15 protein-coding genes are annotated in these 17,699 nt (G+C 62.1%); 9 read left to right on the forward strand and 6 right to left on the reverse strand.

Annotated elements, in window-relative coordinates; all coding sequences use genetic code 11:
- On the forward strand, nt 1-703 hold a 703-nt coding region (locus NDI87_RS01925; protein ID WP_296273112.1), incomplete at its 5' end, for a hypothetical protein.
- A gap of 130 nt (nt 704-833) precedes the next feature.
- Nucleotides 834-3,455, forward strand: a complete 2,622-nt coding sequence (locus tag NDI87_RS01930; RefSeq protein WP_296273149.1) for a PilT/PilU family type 4a pilus ATPase — start codon at nt 834-836, stop codon at nt 3,453-3,455.
- On the opposite strand, the gene NDI87_RS01935 is transcribed toward NDI87_RS01930, so the two are convergent.
- The 4 genes from NDI87_RS01935 to NDI87_RS01950 form a co-directional block, all read right to left on the reverse strand.
- On the reverse strand, nt 3,452-5,866 hold the full coding sequence (locus tag NDI87_RS01935; RefSeq protein WP_296273113.1) for an EAL domain-containing protein: 2,415 nt from the start codon (nt 5,864-5,866) through the stop codon (nt 3,452-3,454). The genes NDI87_RS01930 and NDI87_RS01935 overlap by 4 nt on opposite strands.
- Nucleotides 5,863-6,153, reverse strand: a complete 291-nt coding sequence (locus tag NDI87_RS01940) for a circadian clock KaiB family protein (RefSeq protein ID WP_296273114.1) — start codon at nt 6,151-6,153, stop codon at nt 5,863-5,865. Before NDI87_RS01940 ends, NDI87_RS01935 begins: the two co-directional genes overlap by 4 nt.
- Nucleotides 6,150-6,917: an ATPase domain-containing protein gene (locus tag NDI87_RS01945; RefSeq protein WP_296273115.1), complete on the reverse strand. Its 768-nt coding sequence runs from the start codon at nt 6,915-6,917 to the stop codon at nt 6,150-6,152. Before NDI87_RS01945 ends, NDI87_RS01940 begins: the two co-directional genes overlap by 4 nt.
- Before the next feature lie 102 nt (nt 6,918-7,019).
- Nucleotides 7,020-7,226 (reverse strand): hypothetical protein, encoded by a 207-nt coding sequence (locus NDI87_RS01950; protein WP_296273116.1) that lies wholly within the window; start codon nt 7,224-7,226, stop codon nt 7,020-7,022.
- A gap of 157 nt (nt 7,227-7,383) precedes the next feature.
- Here NDI87_RS01950 and NDI87_RS01955 point away from each other — a divergent pair, with 157 nt between their 5' ends.
- Nucleotides 7,384-10,338, forward strand: a complete 2,955-nt coding sequence (locus NDI87_RS01955; RefSeq protein ID WP_296273117.1) for an aconitate hydratase — start codon at nt 7,384-7,386, stop codon at nt 10,336-10,338.
- 194 nt (nt 10,339-10,532) lie between these two features.
- On the opposite strand, the gene NDI87_RS01960 is transcribed toward NDI87_RS01955, so the two are convergent.
- Nucleotides 10,533-10,961 carry a hypothetical protein gene (locus NDI87_RS01960; RefSeq protein ID WP_296273118.1) on the reverse strand — a complete coding sequence of 143 codons (429 nt, stop codon included), beginning with the start codon at nt 10,959-10,961 and terminating at the stop codon, nt 10,533-10,535.
- A gap of 369 nt (nt 10,962-11,330) precedes the next feature.
- On the opposite strand from NDI87_RS01960, the gene NDI87_RS01965 reads away from it, so the two are divergent.
- Entirely contained in the window at nt 11,331-11,882 is a 552-nt protein-coding gene (locus NDI87_RS01965) for an NAD(P)H-dependent oxidoreductase (RefSeq protein ID WP_296273119.1), read from the forward strand.
- Nucleotides 11,883-11,951: 69 nt separating this feature from the next.
- Here the strand turns inward: NDI87_RS01965 and NDI87_RS01970 are convergent, their stop codons facing one another.
- On the reverse strand, nt 11,952-13,049 hold the full coding sequence (locus tag NDI87_RS01970) for an NAD(P)H-dependent oxidoreductase (protein ID WP_296273120.1): 1,098 nt from the start codon (nt 13,047-13,049) through the stop codon (nt 11,952-11,954).
- Between the two features lie 573 nt (nt 13,050-13,622).
- On the opposite strand from NDI87_RS01970, the gene NDI87_RS01975 reads away from it, so the two are divergent.
- From NDI87_RS01975 to NDI87_RS01995, 5 genes are all read left to right on the forward strand, one after another.
- Complete coding sequence (locus NDI87_RS01975) at nt 13,623-14,444, forward strand: alpha/beta hydrolase (RefSeq protein ID WP_296273121.1); 822 nt, start codon at nt 13,623-13,625, stop codon at nt 14,442-14,444.
- Between the two features lie 14 nt (nt 14,445-14,458).
- Nucleotides 14,459-15,826 carry a class II fumarate hydratase gene (locus tag NDI87_RS01980; protein ID WP_296273122.1) on the forward strand — a complete coding sequence of 456 codons (1,368 nt, stop codon included), beginning with the start codon at nt 14,459-14,461 and terminating at the stop codon, nt 15,824-15,826.
- 182 nt (nt 15,827-16,008) lie between these two features.
- A complete protein-coding gene (locus NDI87_RS01985) occupies nt 16,009-16,368 on the forward strand; it encodes a collagen-like protein (RefSeq protein WP_296273123.1) in 360 nt (119 codons plus the stop codon).
- A 32-nt stretch (nt 16,369-16,400) separates the two neighbouring features.
- Nucleotides 16,401-16,559, forward strand: a complete 159-nt coding sequence (locus NDI87_RS01990; protein WP_296273124.1) for a DUF3309 family protein — start codon at nt 16,401-16,403, stop codon at nt 16,557-16,559.
- Nucleotides 16,560-16,564: 5 nt separating this feature from the next.
- Nucleotides 16,565-17,611, forward strand: coding sequence for a PHB depolymerase family esterase (locus NDI87_RS01995; RefSeq protein WP_296273125.1), 1,047 nt, complete (start codon nt 16,565-16,567; stop codon nt 17,609-17,611).
- Nucleotides 17,612-17,699: the final 88 nt, after the last annotated feature.

A 17,699-nucleotide genomic window follows, 5' to 3' on the forward strand; every position in this document is an offset into this window, starting at 1 on the left:
CAAAAAGAAACGCAACTGGAAAGGCGTAAAGAAATACTCGAAACGCTGGTGGCAGTTGTACCGGGCCCAAGAGCGTCGCAAAAAAGCGATGGCACGCCGCCGCCGTGCGCTGCGGCTACGTCAGCTAAGGCTTGCGCGTGCACGTCAGGCACGCGAACAGAATTCGCGAGCGGGACGCAGCGCGGCACCGGCATCGACCGCTAAGAAAACGGCAGTGCTTCCGAGCGGCGAAGCTGCGCCGAAGGGTTGGGAACCGGGTGATTCATCGAATACCGAGGTCAAATTCCGCGTTGCCGGCAGCGGCGGTGCAGAGGTCGGTTCCGCATCGATCTCCGTAATGGGTCCGGCTACCGGCGATACCGTCGCTACTGGTCGAAACCGATCGGTCGGCGGCGTTCCTACCACCTCGCTCCGGCGTGACGTGATCAATCGAATGATCCGTGAGAATGGCTGGGTCGTGAACGATTACCAGAAAGAGGTTGGCGGCAAGACGGTTTACGTTGTCGTCGCTCAATCGCAGGAACCTTCCGGCCGCGTGCAGTCACGGCTCTTCTATTTCACCGAAGCCGGCGGACGCGTTTATAGTGTCGCGGCGAATTCTTCCACCGATGCAGCGGATCGCCTCGCGGAAGAATCTGAAAAGGTGATCCAGTCGCTGCAAAGCCGCCAGCGCAATTTGCAGCAGGCAGCGGTTCGCGAATAATCCACACCTCTCTAGATCTTCGGACCTGCAGGAAAGCCCGCAGGTCCGGACACCCCATCGAATTATGAGCTTCGAACAACAGCAAGAAAGCCTGGCGTCGCAGATAACGCTGCCAGAGCTGCTAAAGAAAATGACGGACGCCGGCGGTTCCGACCTCCACCTGACTACCAATTCGCCGCCGCAGGTACGTGTTCACGGACACCTTAGCGCTCTCGACGGCTTTCCGAATCTGTCGCCTGCCGACACAAAAAGGCTTGCGTATTCGGTGCTGACCGATGCTCAAAAGCACCGATTTGAAGAGAACCTCGAACTCGACTTTTCGTTCGGATTAAAGGGAATGTCTCGATTCCGTGCGAATCTGTTCAATCAGAAAGGAGCAGTCGGTGCCGTGTTCCGTGCGATCCCGTACGAGATCAAAACGTTCGAGGCATTAGGGCTGCCGTCGGTGGTCTCAGATCTTTGCAGGAAGCCGCGCGGCCTGGTTCTCGTTACTGGCCCGACCGGCTCGGGCAAATCGACCACGCTCGCGTCGATGGTCGATAAGATCAATATCGATCGTCATGACCACATCCTGACTATCGAGGACCCGATCGAATTCCTTCACAATCACAAGAATTGCGTAGTAAACCAGCGTGAAGTAGCCGCCGATACTCATTCGTTTGCGGCGGCACTTCGCACGGCACTGCGACAAGATCCTGACATCGTGCTGGTCGGCGAAATGCGTGACCTTGAAACGATCGAGATGGCTCTCCGGATCGCGGAAACGGGCCACCTTACATTCGCGACGTTGCACACCAATTCGGCATATTCCACGATCAACCGTATCATTGACGTTTTTCCTTCAGCACAGCAAGCACAGGTGCGAACGCAGCTGTCCCTCGTTCTCGAAGGGATCCTGTGCCAATCGCTGCTGCCCAAGGAGCAACGCGCCCAGATGGAACAAGCCGAGCAGGAACTGCGCGCCGAGATCGCCCGCTACCTTGACAAGATCCGGCCCATTGAACGCCTCAAGAACGAGGGCCTGGCAGCGCTGCGGCGCCAGACCATCAAGCCGCTGCTGGAGCATGAACTGCAGGAGATCCGGCTGGAGCTCAAGAAACAGATCAAGGACTCGGTCAAGCTGGGCCGATACCTGGACCGCGTGATGCAGGATGTTCTGGACAACCTGGATGCCTTTCGGGCGGCGGAAGTCGAGGCCGGCGTTGATGAAGAACTGCGCCAGGAAGAACTGGCCACGGTGCTGGCGCGTTACCGCGTCAACCTGGTGGTGGACAACGAAAGGTTGACCGGTGCGCCGGTGATCATCGAGGACAACCCCTCCTACCACAGCCTGTTTGGCAGCGTCGAATACCAGGCCGAGGAGGACGTGCTGCTCACCGATTTTTCGCGCATCCGGGCCGGCAGCCTGCTCAAGGCGCATGGCGGTTATCTGATGCTGCATGTGCGCGAGCTGTTGACCGACGAACTGGTGTGGGAAAAGCTGCGCCGTTTCTCGCGCACCGGCCGCTTGCAAATTGAAGAACCGATGCAGATGTTTGCCCCCATGGCCACCGTCTCGCTGATGCCGGAGGCGCTCGACATCAGCGTCAAGATCGTGCTGATTGGTGCCACCGAAGAGTACTACCTGCTGCAGGAGGCCGACCCCGAGTTTGCCCGGCGCTTTCGCGTCAAGGTCGATTTTGCCGAAAGTTTTGCCGCCAGCGCGCAAACCTACACAGCCTCAGCCGTGTTTGTGAGCCACACCTGCCAGCGCCTGGGTCTGCCCCATTTTTCGGCCGCCGCCGTCGCGCAGTTGCTGCAGGACGCGCACCGCGAGGTCGATGACCAGACCCGCCAGAGCGCCACTTTTGCCCGCATGGAAGCGCTGATCATGGAAGCGGCGGCGGTCTGCCATGCCCGCGCCGGCGCGCGGGTGGAAGGCGACGATGTGAGTGCCGCACTGCAGGCGCGCCGCCTGCGCCACGACTACCCGGACCAGCGGCTCCAGGAGACCATCACCGACGGTGACCGCCTGATCAGCCTGCAGGGAGAAAAAACGGGCCAGATCAACGGCCTGACCCAGATTGACCTGGGCGACTACCGTTTCGGCTTTCCGGTGCGGGTCACGGCGCGCACCTCGGCCGGCGAGGACGGCCTGGTCAACGTTGAGCGCGAGGTGGCGCTGTCAGGCCCGATCCACGACAAGGGTGTGCTGATCCTGCACAGTTACCTGTCCACCCTGTTTGCCGCCCAGGCGCCGCTGGCGCTCGACGCCACCCTGGTGTTCGAGCAGGAGTACCACGGCATCGAGGGCGACTCGGCCTCGTGCGCCGAGCTGTACGCCTTGCTGTCGTGCCTGTCCGGACTGCCGCTCAAGCAGGGCATCGCCGTCACCGGGGCCGTCAACCAGCACGGCGAGGTGCTGCCGGTGGGCGGCATCAATGAAAAAATCGAGGGCTTTTTCCGGATCTGCGCCACCGCTGGACTCACCGGTGAGCAGGGGGTGCTGATCCCAAACCGCAACCGGCGCCACCTGATGCTGGCAACCGAGGTCGCGCAGGCCGTGGCGCAGGGGCGGTTTCATGTGTACACCGCCGAGCATGTGCGCGAGGGCATTGAATTGTTGACCGGTGCGGTTAGCGGCCTGCCGGGCACGGCCAGCGGCTACGCGAGCGACACGGTGCTGGGCCGTGCCCAGAACACCCTGCAGGCCTACCGCCGGGCCTGCCATCTGGCAAAACACCCCAGGCCCGGTCGCCAGCACGGACGCTAGCTTTGCCGCGCATCCGGTGAAGGCAGCAGAAACCGAGTCTTGAACAGCTCGCCGGGCACCGGCCTGCTGAACAAATAGCCCTGCATTTCGTCGCAGTCAAGCCCGCGCAGCAGGTGCGCCTGCGCTTCGGTTTCGACCCCTTCGGCCACCACCTTGAGTTTGAGCGCATGGGCCAGGTTGATGATGGTGGACACCAGCGCCAGCCCCTGCGTCGACTCCGTCATTTCGATCACGAACGAACGGTCGATCTTGAGACTGTCCACCGGAAACCGGGACAGGTAGCTGAGTGACGAAAAACCGGTGCCAAAGTCGTCGATGGCGATGCTGAGGCCCATGTTCCGCAGCGCGTGCAGGGTGGCGATGCTGTGCTCGACATTCTCCATGATCAGGCTCTCGGTGATCTCCAGTTCGAGTCCGGCAGCGGCCGCCGCGTCCCTGCTGATGGCGTCCCAGACCTCGGCGATAAAGCCGCGGTCACGCAATTGCAGCGGCGACACATTGACGGCAATGCGCACCACCGGCAAACCCTCGGCACGCCAACTGAGAAAGTCACTGACGGCCTGGCGCAGCGCCCAGCGCCCGACCTCATGGATCAGGCCGGTTTCTTCCAGGATCGGAATGAACAGGCCGGGTGGCACCAGACCGCTGTGCGGATCGTTCCAGCGAATCAGCGCTTCGGCACTCGTCATCTTGCCGCTTGCCAGGTTCACCTTGGGCTGGTAATACAGCTCGAATTCGTCGTTGTCCAGGGCCTGGCGCAACTGGTTTTCGAGGATCAGCTTGTCGGCCCCGGCATGGGTCATGGTCTGGGTGTAGAACAGGTACCGGTCACCATTCGACTTGGCTTTTTTCAGCGCCACCTCGGCATGTTTGAACAGGGTGTCGGCGTCGGCGCCAGCCTGCGGAAATACCGCCACACCGAGCTTGAGGGCAATCCGGAACGCGGCGCCATCGAGCCGGAACGAATGCTTCAAAAATTGTTCAACCCGTTTTTCGATGAGCCGTGCCAGGTTTCCGTCCGCGCTGACAACCGGCATCACGACCGCAAAATGATCCGGCCCCACGCGTGCCAACAGGTTCACGTCGCCCACCGCATGTTGAGTCAGCCACTGCGCCACCTGGCGCAACAATTCGTCGCCAACCGAACGGCCCAGGCTGTCGTTGATGTTCCTGAAACGTTCCAGGTCAATCACCAACAAGGCCAGCTGGTGGCCGCCGATCACCGCGCTGCGCAGGAACTGCGACACCCGCTCCAGAAACAGGGTTCGGTTGGCCAGGCCGGTCAGCACATCGTAGTAGGCAAGGTAGTTGAGCCGCTCCTGCTTGTCGAGGTGGTCCATGGCAAACCCGATGTCACCGGCCAGCTCGGTCAGCAGCTTCAACTCTTCGTCCTGGAAAAAGCCGGTTTCACCGGCATACAGTGCGAGCACACCCACGGCTTCATGGGCCACCATGAGCGGCAACACAGCCATCGAGAAGACGCCTGATTCAGCATATTTTGAGCTGAATAACACCTGCGGGTCGTGTTGCGCATCGTTGGCAACAACGGCCCTCTTCTCCCGGATGGCCCGCGCACTCATGGTCTTTGGGGCATCGACCGCCGACGCCAGGATGCCTCTGATGGCGTTCATGAGCTTTTCGTCCTTGCCCGCCGAGGCGATCGGCGTCAACAGCTGCGTGCCCCGATCAACAATGGCGATCAGGGCCATGCGAAAGCCACCGGCATCGACCGCGATGCGGCAGGCCTCCCGGAACAATTCGTCGCGGTCATCGACCCGAACAATCAGGCCATTGATGCCACTGAGCACGGCATAAACCCGGTTCAGGCGAATGACCGCGCGTTCTGCCAGCTTGCGTTCGGTGATGTCCAGGTGCATGACAACAACCCCGTGCGGCGATTGCACCGCCAGTGGCGTCACCGCCATCAGGAACCACCGCTGCGCAGTGGGCGCATGGCAGGGGTATTCGAGCGACACGCTCGGGACCGAACCGGCCAGCACCGCGCGAATGCCGGCCGCCACCTGCTGCGCCTGGGCAGCCTCGCCGCCCTCTGCGGCGTCGCAAACCGTGAGGTAATTGAGACCGACGCCACAAGCCGGCGCCCGCAAGCCGTTCGCATCGGCAAACTGGCACCACGCCTGGTTGACCGAGACAATGCGCCCCTGGGCGTCAAGCAAGGCGATATGGGCCGGCAGTGCGTTCAGGATCGCCTCCTGCTTGGCGGCCTCGTTGTGGCGCATGAAGTCCTGTGCGCGGCGCAGCATGACGGTGCGGCCCCGGCGGTCGGTCACCGTGTCGACCTGGCCCGACGTCAGGTCCTCCAGGCGTTGGCCGGTGACGTGCAGGGTCTCGATCAGTGCGGACACTTCCTGCTGCCGCTCCGGTGTGGCGGCTGCATTGAGCAGGTTCATTCAGACACCCCCAGGAGCCCCAGGGCCTGCAACACGGTCTGCACATCGCTCAAGGTACCGACAATGATGCGCTCTGGCAGCGGCACCAGCTTGACCAGCGTGGGGGTCATGAAAATGGCGTCTGCCAGCGCGCGTTTGGGCTCCTTGAACACGTCAACAATGTCGATCTGATACCGCCCCGCCAGATGCGCCCGGCACAGCGCAGCCAGATTGGCACGTGCCTGCGCCGAGTTGAGCGCATCGCCAGCCACATAAAGCCGGAATTTGTACTGCGCCTGCCGGCTCATGGCGGGCTCGATTCCCGCAGCCGGGTGCGCACCTCCAATCCGCGTTTGCCGATCACAAACGGGGATTCGTCCTCATCAAAGCTGGAGCCGCGGTACTTTTGCACGCGCAGACTCCGTTGCGATATGCCATGGACCACCCCATGGTTGAGGATCACGTTGCAATCGACCATGAACTGCATGAAGCCGAGTGCCTGCGGGTTGATTTCATGGCTCTGTAGTGCATCCGCCTTCAAGGTGATGAGCGAAGTCAACTGATGCGCCAGCAGCCACGCATGCAGCCGGTAAATTTCCCGCCTTCTCGCCTCCAGGTCCGGCAACAAGGCCAGCGCCACATCCAGGGCGTCCAGCACGATGCGCTGCGCCCGCATGGCCTTGGTCTGCACCGCCAATGCCGCCAGCATGCCGCCCAGATCAAAATCGCCCGACTGGACCAGACCGGGCAGCGGCTGGGCATCCATGATGAACAGCTTTTTGGGGATCAGTGCCTCCATCTCCCAGCCGAAGCTGGTGACATTGGCCAAAATGCGCTCCGGATGCTCCTCGAAGGCGACAAAAATGCCCGGCTCTTTGCACTGGCGCGCGCCATGCACCAGGAATTGCAGCGCCATCACCGTCTTGCCAGCACCAGCACCGCCCACCAGCAGCGTGGTGCGCCCGCGCGGCAAACCGCCGCCGGTGATGTCGTCAAAACCTGCGATGCCCGTGGCTGCTTTGACGGATGCTTGGGTGAGTGCATTGGTGAGGTCTGCTTGAACAGGTTTCATGTTTCAAGATTGTTGTCATGCTGACGGCGGCGCTCTGTTCGCTGGCGCACACAACAGAAACCGATGACGCCGTGCGCATTGATGGCCTCAATCGCCGGGGTATCAGGTGACGCCGATTGCAGCGCTTCCCCTCAGCAAGGCGCGGCTGAGCTGCAGGTGCATCGGCAGCGGCGTGGGCAATGGTGCCGGCGGTGGCTCTGGACGCGGCACTTGCGATGGCAGCGGCGCCGGCGATGGCGGCATCGGCAGGGGAGGCAAGCGCTCCGGTGATGGCGAAGGCATGTCAGGGTTCATGTTGGCTTGTTGCATGCGCCCATTTTTTGAGCTGCCGAGGCTGCCGTCTGTGCGTTGGCGCACCACAGAGCAACCGCGAAACTGGGTAATCTCATCTGACTAACACTGTGTTCATCAGGGCCATTGGTCAACTGCCAGAATGCCCTGATCCCTGACCCTTGCGGAGACCGCCATGACCCACGCTTTTGCATCGAACCTCAAGTCCTTCACCACTGCCTCCGGCAAGGTCGGGCGCTGTTACTCGCTGCCGGCGCTCAGCATGCAATTCCCCAACGTGAGCCGCCTGCCGGTGTCGCTGCGCATCGTGCTCGAAGCCGTGCTGCGCCACTGCGATGGCCGCAAGGTGACTGCAGAGCATGTGGCCCAGGTGGCCAATTGGCAAGCCAACGCGCCACGCACCGACGAGATTCCGTTTGTCGTCTCGCGGGTGGTGCTGCAAGACTTCACCGGTGTGCCGCTGCTGGCTGACCTGGCGGCCATGCGCAGCACCGCGCAGCGCCTGGGGCTGGAGCCGCGGCGCATCGAGCCGCTGGTGCCAGTGGACCTGGTGGTGGACCACTCCATCATGGTCGACCACTATGGCAAAAAAGACTCGCTCGATCTCAACATGAAGCTGGAATTCCAGCGCAACCGCGAGCGCTACGAGTTCATGAAATGGGGCATGCAGGCCTTCAGCACCTTCGGCGTGGTGCCGCCCGGTTTTGGCATCGTGCACCAGGTGAACCTGGAGTACCTTGCGCGCGGCGTGCACCAGGGCAAAGATGGCATTTATTACCCCGACACGCTGGTCGGCACCGACAGCCACACCACCATGATCAACGGCATTGGCGTGGTCGGCTGGGGCGTGGGCGGCATCGAGGCCGAGGCCGCCATGCTGGGCCAGCCGGTGTATTTGCTGACCCCTGACGTGGTCGGCATGGAGCTCACCGGCAGCCTGCGCGAGGGCGTCACCGCCACCGACCTGGTGCTGACCGTGACCGAGACCCTGCGCCAGCACAAGGTAGTGGGCAAGTTTGTCGAGTTTTTTGGCGAAGGCACGCGCACCCTGGCCTTGCCTGACCGCGCCACCATTGGCAACATGGCCCCTGAATACGGCGCCACCATGGGCTTCTTCCCGGTGGACGAGAAAACAATTGACTACTTCAGGGGCACCGGCCGCAGCCCGGACGAGATCGACACCTTTGAGGCCTACTTCAAGGCGCAGGGCCTGTTTGGCGTGCCGCTCAGCGGCGACATTGACTACTCGCAAGTGGTCAAGCTGAACCTGGCCGACGTGGCGCCCAGCCTGGCTGGCCCCAAGCGGCCGCAGGACCGCATTGAACTGGGCCGGGTGGCGGCGCAGTTTGCCGAGTTGTTCAGCAAACCGAATGCGCAGAATGGCTTCAACCAGCCGGCTGACAGACTCTTGCTGCGCTTGCCCGTCGGCGCTGCCGTGGCCGTCAGTGAGGCACCGCTGGCACCCCCGGTGCCACCGGGTGCCGCCCGCGATGTGGCCGAGATGGTGCAGAACCGGCCCACACTGGAGGCCAGCAAAGCAGCCTCTGAAGCCCCCGGCCAAACCCAGGTGCCCGTGCATACCGCCCGGCACATCACCGTCGGCAACGGCGATGTGCTGATTGCCGCCATCACCAGTTGCACCAACACCTCCAACCCCAGCGTGTTATTGGCGGCCGGCTTGCTGGCCAAAAAGGCCGTCGAAGCCGGCCTCACCGTGCAGCCGCACATCAAGACCTCGCTGGCGCCGGGCTCGCGCATCGTCACCGAATACCTCACGGAAACCGGTTTGCTGCCCTATCTGGAACAACTCGGCTTTGCGCTGGCGGGTTATGGCTGCACCACCTGCATCGGCAATGCCGGCGACCTGACGCCCGAACTCAATGCGCTCATCACCGAGCATGACCTGGTGTGTGCCGCGGTGCTGTCAGGCAACCGCAATTTCGAGGCGCGCATTCACCCCAATCTGAAGGCCAATTTTCTGGCCAGCCCGCCGCTGGTGGTGGCCTATGCGATTGCCGGCACGGTGCTGCGCGACCTGAGCAGCCAGCCCCTGGGGCAAGGCACGGGGGGCAAGGAGGTATACCTGGCCGACATCTGGCCCGCCGGCGACGAGATTCAGGCCTTGATGGCCTACGCCATGAACGGCAGGGCTTACCGCGACAACTACGCCCGCATTGCCACCGAGCCCGGCCCGCTGTGGCAAGCCATCACCGGCGTGACCGGCACCAGCTACACCTGGCCCAAGAGCACCTACATTGCCGAGCCGCCTTTCTTTGCCACCTTCACGATGGAAAATCCAGCTTCTCACGAAAGCATGCCGGAGGCTGGAGGTCAACCATTCTCTGTCTCTGTAAAGGGAGCCCGCATCATGGCACTGTTTGGCGACTCCATCACCACCGACCATATTTCACCGGCGGGCAACATCGCGGCGAGTTCGCCGGCGGGCCAATGGCTGCTGGCACACGGCGTGCAAAAAGCCGACTTCAACTCCTACGGCGCGCGGCGCGGCAACCATGACGTGATGGTGCGCGGCACCTTTGCCAATGTGCGCATCAAGAACCTGATGCTTGCGCCGCGGGCAGATGGCTCGCGCGAAGAAGGCGGATGGACGCTGTACCAGCCACCCGCCGGCACGCAGGGCGACGGGGCCACCGGTGAAAAGCTGTCCATTTTTGACGCCGCCAGCCGCTACCTGGCCGCCGGCACGCCCACCGTGGTGTTTGCGGGTGAGGAATATGGCACCGGGTCGAGTCGCGACTGGGCCGCCAAAGGCACGCAACTGCTGGGCATCAAGGCAGTGGTGGCGCAGAGTTTCGAGCGCATCCACCGCAGCAACCTGGTGGGCATGGGCGTGCTGCCGCTGCAGTTCAAGGCCGGCGACAGCTGGCAAAGCCTGGGGCTGAGCGGCAATGAGCACATCGACATCCTGCCCGATGCTGTCCTGCGCCCGCAGAGCGACGCGCAACTGGTGGTCACCCGCGCCGATGGCAGCCGCACAACGATCACTGTGCTGCTGCGCATCGACACCCCGATCGAGGTCGACTACTACCGGGCAGGCGGCATTCTGCCGTTCGTGCTGCGGCAGTTGCTGCAGGATGACCCGGCTCGGTCCCTGCAACAGGGCTTTTGACGGCACCCATTCCATGAGTGATTCACGCCCCACGCCAGGCTGCCTCTTCGACGTATTTTTTTAGCTCCTCAAGCATGATTTCCCAATTCTTCTGCGCTTCTTTTCAGGACTTCTCATCGAAGTTGTTGTCTTGAGAAAGTGAGACCACGGTTTCGTTGCCGTGCCAGCAAGCGAAATTGAAAACCAAGCCACATCTATTCTGTAAATTTCGATTTTGGTTCTGAGGTTGTGGCGTGAGCAATCAAGTTCTTGCGCATGATCTTCTCATTTTGGGTAATGTCCGCGGGCGCTGTATCGGCGCTGCCCGAGTCCTCCGGGTTCGCGGTGGTGCCAGCGGCAGCCCCACCCAGTGCGCCGGCAATGGCACCCACCGCGGCCCCAACCACCACACCCACCGGGCCGGCCACCACAACACCGATGGCGGCGCCCGTGGCCGCACCGGCTACCGCGCCACCACCCGTCAACACTGAGTTGGCTTCGCGCTCGGCCTCCTGGGGTTCCAGCGGAGTCTGTGCAGCGGGATCCGGATCCTGCGACGGAATGCCATGCCCGGGGTTGGCCTGCTCGGCAAGGTCTTCGTCGACAGGTGCGGTTTTGGACGCCGGGGCGGTCAATGGGTTCATATGCTTCTCCTGGTTCAGTTGATGATGGAACGCGCATGAGGCTCGTTCCGAAAACTGTTGAGTCAGGTTATGCCCTCGATAGAGGGCCCGTCGGTACGATAGCGTACGGATACTGTGGTTGGCGAGCGTCGGGCTCGCAAACTGCCAGATGACCTGAGTGCGCTGGCGCACATTGTTCTGCCGTCTCTTCCTCCAAAATGACGAGCCTATCGCACAGTACATTGCGTGACATACCAAGGCAAGGGTCTGCCAAAAAACCAGGTCACCAATCGGTATCACCGACACAAGCATTGACTTGCTTTTTTGCCACCAGTCGCGGAGTCGCCATTGTCCGGAGCAATAACACATCCTCATTTATTGGAGAAAGTCATGGGTCAGTATCAAATCACCGTTCTTGTCGGCAGCCTTCGTCACGATTCTTTCAACCGAAGATTGGCGGGCGCCATGGCCAAACTCGCGCCGTCAGACTTCTCGTTCAAGCAGGCACAAATCGACGACCTGCCGCTTTACAACCAAGACGACGATGCCCAGCAGGCCGCGTCAGTCATTCGCCTGAAATCCGAAATCAAGATGGCGCATGGATTGCTGTTTGTCACGCCTGAATACAACCGATCCATTCCCGGCGTGCTCAAGAATGCCATCGATCATGCGTCGCGTCCCTACGGGCAAAGTGCATGGGCGGGCAAACCAGCGGGTGTGCTCGGTGTCTCAGTGGGTGCCATTGGCACCGCGTTGGCGCAACAACACCTGCGCAATATTCTGGCCTATCTGGATGTCCCAACGCTCGGACAGCCGGAGGCATTCATTCAGGCCAAGGATGATTTGTTCGAACAGGATGGTGGGGTTGGCGAGGGTAGCAAAAAATTTCTTCAAGGCTGGATGGATCACTACGTGGCCTGGGTAAAGAAGTACGCGGTCTGATCGTTCCGTGGGCATTTCCTTAGTGAGATGCGTGGCGGGCAAAAAAACTTGCATGAGCCCGTGTACGGCCTATTTTGGCCGCGGCCGCGTCAACCCCGGCGTTAGCGCCTGCAAGCGGCCGGCGCGCAAGTCGGTCACGGCCTGGGCCACCGCACGTGCCACATTGCGCGACTCCTCCTGCACGGCCTCGTCCTGGTCCAGTGCGTCGTGGCTGGTGGCATAAGGCTGGTAATAGCCAATCAAACGGTCGAGTCGCGCCTGCACACCGGCATCAATGAAGCCCATCCAGTCGAGCCAGTCCGACAGTGCCCGGCGCGAACCGTCAACCCCTGCCACATCGCCGTGAACGATCAGCCCATAGGCGCGTCCGGCAAGGTGCTGCGGGTAGTCCCAGCCCGCCATTTCAAGCGCTTTGGCTTTGCCCGCGTTCTTGCCAGAGGTGGCGGTGGGGTCGGGGTTGCCACCGTCGGCGCACACCAGGCGGTCAATCATCAGCTTCAACGGGCTGGGGCTCTGATACCAGTACACCGGGGTCACGATGAGCACCGCGTGCGCTGCCGCCCAGCGCTCATAGATTTCGGCCATCCAGTCGTTGGTCTGGTTGAGCGCATGGTTGGGGTAGCAACTGCACGGCCAATGGCACAGCGGCATCGCGGTGGACACACAGCCCTTGCAGGGATAAATGTGGCGCCCATAGTCGGAGGTGAGCAGGCTCAAGTCCAGCACGTCGACCGCCATGTTGGCGTGTTCGAGCGTTTCGCGGGCAATTTGCACCAGACGGAAAGTCTTGGACATTTCGCCCGGGCAGGTGCCGTCGTTGCGCGCCGAGCCGCAAATCAGCAACACCCGGGACGGACTCTCAGGCTTGGCCCAGCGCCGTTGGGCATCGATGATGCGCTGTCTGGTGGCTGTCCACTCAACGGACAGCTGATACGCCGGATCCGCATAGCCCTTGCCCGCTTCCTGGGTGAACGGGGCTTTGCGCCCCTCGATGTAGGCGGCCCAGGCGACTTCTTCCAGGCGTGCAATGGCGGCGTCTTCGGCACGAAATGCCGGATCAACAAACGAGGCGCGAAACCGCACGCCAAATGCATCGCGGGCCAGCGGGGCGGGTGCCTGGCCCTTGCGAATCTCGATCACCTTTGGCGTTTTCCGGGTGGCTTGCATGGCGGCTCCTTTGTTAACGGTTCAGAGTGGTGGCACATGAAGAGAATTGCCTGCGAGCCTATGCATCCGGTTACTGGTGGTCTGTTCGGTACGACACATAGCAGGGGTTCGCCAGCGCACAGACCAGCGGACTGCACTTGCGTAATATCAGGGCTTGTCACACATCGCACGGCCATTTGGCCCGTGCTTGAGGGAGAGGCAGCTGCCTCTCCCTCATTGTTCTTGACACGCACAAAAGGAAATTCATGAACACCGCTCGCAATCTCAAGGCCTCCCTCATCGTGCCGCCCTGCTGTCATTCTCGGTAGCCCAGGCAGCCACTCTCAGCAAAACCGAATACAAGAGCGAAAAAACCCGCATCAGTGCAAATTACAAGGCGGACAAGGCAGCCTGCACCTCTTTCTCGGGCAATGCCAAAGACATCTGCATACAAGAAGCCAATGCCAATGAAAAGGTCGCTATTGAAAAGTGTGATTCCCTGGCTGGCGACGCCAAGACCAGTTGCGTGGCAGCCGCCAAAGCCCAGTTCGGCAAGAAATAAACCCCGCAACGCCACATCAAGGGAGCACCAGCATGCCCAAAATCATCACCGCCGACCACACCGAGCTTTATGTCAAGGATTGGGGGGCGGGGCAACCCGTGATCCTGATTCACGGCTGGCCGTTGTCCTCTGACAGTTGGGATGATCAGGCGCTGGCGTTGGCCCAGGCGGGCTACCGGGCCATTGCCTACGACCGGCGCGGCTTTGGCCGCTCAACTCAGACCTGGAACGGTTTTGATTACGACACCCTGGCGGACGACCTGGCGGCCGTGATCGCCTACTCCGGCGCCAAGGACGCGGTTCTTGTGGGCTTCTCGATGGGCGGCGGCGAAGTGGCGCGCTACATGTCGCGCCACAACGGCAAGTCGGTTGCCAAGGCGGTACTGGTGTCTGCCAGCCTGCCCTACCGACTGAAAACCAGCGACAACCCGCTGGGCGCGGAACAGGCGGCATTTGACAAGACGGCGCAGGCCATCAACGACGATCGTCCCAAGTTTCTGGCAGGTTTTTTTGAGAAATTTTTTGGTGTCACCACTGACGCACAGCCGGTAAGCCAGGAACTGCTGGAGTGGGCGCGCAGCGTGTCCATGCAAGCCAGCCTGAAGGCCACCCTGGGTTGCGCCAAATCTTTCACCACCACAGACTTTCGCGGGGAGTTGGCGGCCTTCAAGGTGCCCACGCTGATCATCCACGGCACCAACGACCAGATTGTGCCCATTGACGCCTCAAGCCGGCTCACGGCCAAAGGCATTGCACATGCCACGCTACTGGAATATAAAGACGCACCGCACGGCTTGTTTGCCACGCACAAGGCGCGTCTGACCACCGACTTGCTTGATTTTTTGCGCCAATGAGGTAGTCTGCGGGCATGACCCGCACACGCACAGAATCCGACAGCTTTGGCCCGATCGAAGTGCCTCTGGAGGCGCTATGGGGCGCCCAGACGGCGCGCAGCCTGCACTTTTTTGCGATTGGCGAGCAGCGCATGCCCCTGCCGCTGATCCATGCCCTGGCCTGGGTCAAGTGGGCGGCAGCCATCGTGAATGGCGAGCTGAACTTGCTGGACGGTGACAAGGCACAGGCCATCGCCAATGCCGCGCAGCGCGTGGCCAGCGGCGAATTTGATGCCGAATTCCCGCTGTCGGTCTGGCAAACCGGCTCCGGCACGCAAAGCAACATGAACGTGAATGAAGTGGTGGCCCATCTGGCCGGGCCCCTTGTTCACCCCAATGACGATGTCAACCTGGGCCAGTCGTCCAACGATGTCTTTCCCAGCGCCATGCACATGGCCGTGGCCATGCATGCCAAATCGAGCCTGTTACCCGCGCTGGCGCTCTTGCGCAGCGCGCTTAGCGCCAAGGCCAGCGCCTTCAAAGACGTCATCAAAATAGGCCGCACCCACTTGCAGGACGCCACCCCCATCACGCTGGGCCAGGAGTTGGGTGGCTATGAGGCACAACTTGCGCAGTGCGCCAACAGCATTGCGCATGCCCTGCTGGGCGTGCACCGGCTGGCTTTGGGCGGCACCGCCGTGGGCACCGGCATCAACACCCACCCGCAGTTCGGCGCTCGGGTGGTGGCCCTGCTCGCCGGCAAGCTCAACCTGCCGCTGCTGCAGGCCGACAATTTGTTTGCCGCCCTGGCCGGTCATGAAGCGCTGGTGGCTTTCCATGCCAGCCTGAAAATGCTGGCCATTGCCCTGACCAAAATGGCCAACGACCTCCGCCTGATGGCCAGCGGGCCGCGTGCCGGCCTGGGCGAGTTGCAGTTGCCGCAAAACGAGCCCGGCAGCTCGATCATGCCCGGCAAGGTCAACCCCACCCAGATTGAGGCCCTGACCATGGTGTGTGCCCAGGTCATGGGGCATGACGCCGCCATCGGCTTTGCCGCGAGCCAGGGCCACTTTGAGCTCAACGTCTACAAACCCCTGATCATTTTGAACACACTCGACAGCATGCGTCTGTTGGCCGATGCCATGCACGGCTTCACCCAGCACTGCCTGCTGGGCATCACTGCCAACGCGGCGCGCATGGACGAACTGATGCAGCGTTCATTGATGCTGGTGACGGCGCTGACCCCGCATATCGGCTATGACCGGGCCGCCCGCATTGCCAAGTACGCCCATGACCATGGCAGCACGCTGCGTGCAGCGGCACTGGCCGTGGGATCAGTCAGCGCCGAGCAGTTCGACGCCTGGGTCGACCCGAACCAGATGCTGGGTCCGCAGGCGGGCTAGCGGCAACCGGTTCAAGCGTTTGGCGCAATTTGCTGGAACTGTGTGCCATCGCACAGAACTCTTTTGCAGGCGTTATTAAGCTGCCTGTGTGGCGATTTCTGATTGTCCAGGTGGCATCAAATGATCAGTCGGAGTTTATTGCTCTTGCTGTGCCACATTTTTTCACTCTTCAAGGATTCCAAATGAAATACACCCTACCCATGTTCGCGGTCGTCGCCGCCCTGAGTTTGGCCGCATGCGAGCGCCCGGCCGTCATTGCCGTTCCTGTTGCACCGATTGTGGTGCCAGGCCCTGCCGGCCCCGCTGGCGCCACGGGTGCCACCGGTGATACCGGCAGCACGGGCAACACCGGCAGCACCGGCGGAACAGGTGCCACCGGTGCAACTGGCTACACGGGCGCCACTGGCGACACCGGTGCCACAGGCAACACAGGCAACACCGGCTACACAGGAGCCACGGGCGATACCGGAGCCACCGGAAAAACCGGCAAGACGGGTGATGGCACCACCGTCATCGTGGTGCCACCTGAACCCGCCAAGTAAGCCCAACCAGCCCCACTTCAAGGAAATAAATCATGAGCTTAGGCACCATCCTGCTAATCGTTCTGATCCTGATGCTGGTCGGTGCCCTGCCGACCTGGTCGCACAGCAAAAGCTGGGGCTACGGCCCAACCGGCGGCTTGGGTCTGGTGGTGATCATCATCGTCATCTTGTTGCTGATGGGCCGAATCTGACGGCCATGGCCCGACGAGCCCGAAGTACCATTTTCAGTCGATCGATCCAGCGCACGATCAAGGCGCTGACGCGCAGCGCCGTTCGCGCCGGCGTCAAAGCGGTGAAGCAGGCCTTGCAGCCCAGCAAACCTGTGACCCGCGCACGCCGACCCGCCAAAACCGCAGCGGTCCGGCCCAAGGTGGCCGCTGCCGTCAAGCTGCACAACGGCTTCACCGTGGGTATCGCCGGGGCGCAGCGCTACCGGCTTTTTGTGCCTCCTGGCGTGCAGCAAACCGTACGCCTGCCCTTGCTGGTGATGCTGCATGGCTGCAGCCAAACCACTGAAGCCTTCGCCGCCAGCACACGCATGAACCAGATCGCCGCAAAAGAAGGCTTTGCGGTGCTTTACCCCGAACAAAACCACCTTGCCAACCTGCAAGGCTGCTGGAACTGGCACCAGACGCGCTCGGGCCAGGCCCAGACTGAGGCCGATGCCATTCTTGCCACCATCCTTCAGGTGTGCCAGCGCCAGCCCGTTGATCCGGGGCGCATCGCGCTGGCCGGCTTGTCGGCGGGGGCCAGCATGGCGGCCCTGCTGGCGGTTCGCCACCCGGAACGGTTTTGTGCTGTTGCAATGCATTCAGGCATCGCCCCCGGCGTGGCCCATTCCCTGGCAGGTGCGCTCAAAGCCATGCGCGGGCACGGCGTGGCCGCGCCACTGTCCGCCCTGACTGCAGGTACGCACCTGCCGGCCTTGCTGGTCATACAGGGCAGCGCCGACCACCTGGTGGCACCCGGCAACGGTTTGGCTGCAGCGCAACTTTGGGCAGTACGTGAAGGCGCCATACCGGCTCGCCCGCGCACCGTGCAACGTGGCGCGCGCCAGCCGGCCACCCTGACCGACTACAAAACAAAAGACCGGCTGGTGGCCACCCTGTGTGCCATCCAGGGACTGGGCCATGCTTGGAGTGGTGGCGCCGCCAGCCAGGCTTACAGCGACCCCAAGGGCCCGGACGCGTCCCGCATGATCTGGGCCTTCGCGGCCAAGCAATTTGCCAGGGTGGCGGCTTAGGGCTTTACGGGTCCTTAGCCCACGGGTCTGTGTGCCGACACACTGAAGCATCGCGCCGGATTTCCTACGATGGCCACTGAGCCGCAAC

Origin of the sequence: Rhodoferax sp. (assembly GCF_023701345.1) — a bacterium.
Lineage (GTDB): Bacteria > Pseudomonadota > Gammaproteobacteria > Burkholderiales > Burkholderiaceae_C > Rhodoferax.

Excerpts from the sequence above, each read along its gene's own strand:
- NDI87_RS01930 (WP_296273149.1), top strand. The coding sequence starts at position 834 with ATGACGGACGCCGGCGGTTCCGACCTCCACCTGACTACCAATTCGCCG.
- NDI87_RS01935 (WP_296273113.1), bottom strand. The coding sequence starts at position 5,866 with ATGAACCTGCTCAATGCAGCCGCCACACCGGAGCGGCAGCAGGAAGTG.
- NDI87_RS01940 (WP_296273114.1), bottom strand. The coding sequence starts at position 6,153 with ATGAGCCGGCAGGCGCAGTACAAATTCCGGCTTTATGTGGCTGGCGAT.
- NDI87_RS01945 (WP_296273115.1), bottom strand. The coding sequence starts at position 6,917 with ATGAAACCTGTTCAAGCAGACCTCACCAATGCACTCACCCAAGCATCC.
- NDI87_RS01950 (WP_296273116.1), bottom strand. The coding sequence starts at position 7,226 with ATGCAACAAGCCAACATGAACCCTGACATGCCTTCGCCATCACCGGAG.
- NDI87_RS01955 (WP_296273117.1), top strand. The coding sequence starts at position 7,384 with ATGACCCACGCTTTTGCATCGAACCTCAAGTCCTTCACCACTGCCTCC.
- NDI87_RS01960 (WP_296273118.1), bottom strand. The coding sequence starts at position 10,961 with ATGAACCCATTGACCGCCCCGGCGTCCAAAACCGCACCTGTCGACGAA.
- NDI87_RS01965 (WP_296273119.1), top strand. The coding sequence starts at position 11,331 with ATGGGTCAGTATCAAATCACCGTTCTTGTCGGCAGCCTTCGTCACGAT.
- NDI87_RS01970 (WP_296273120.1), bottom strand. The coding sequence starts at position 13,049 with ATGCAAGCCACCCGGAAAACGCCAAAGGTGATCGAGATTCGCAAGGGC.
- NDI87_RS01975 (WP_296273121.1), top strand. The coding sequence starts at position 13,623 with ATGCCCAAAATCATCACCGCCGACCACACCGAGCTTTATGTCAAGGAT.
- NDI87_RS01980 (WP_296273122.1), top strand. The coding sequence starts at position 14,459 with ATGACCCGCACACGCACAGAATCCGACAGCTTTGGCCCGATCGAAGTG.
- NDI87_RS01985 (WP_296273123.1), top strand. The coding sequence starts at position 16,009 with ATGAAATACACCCTACCCATGTTCGCGGTCGTCGCCGCCCTGAGTTTG.
- NDI87_RS01990 (WP_296273124.1), top strand. The coding sequence starts at position 16,401 with ATGAGCTTAGGCACCATCCTGCTAATCGTTCTGATCCTGATGCTGGTC.
- NDI87_RS01995 (WP_296273125.1), top strand. The coding sequence starts at position 16,565 with ATGGCCCGACGAGCCCGAAGTACCATTTTCAGTCGATCGATCCAGCGC.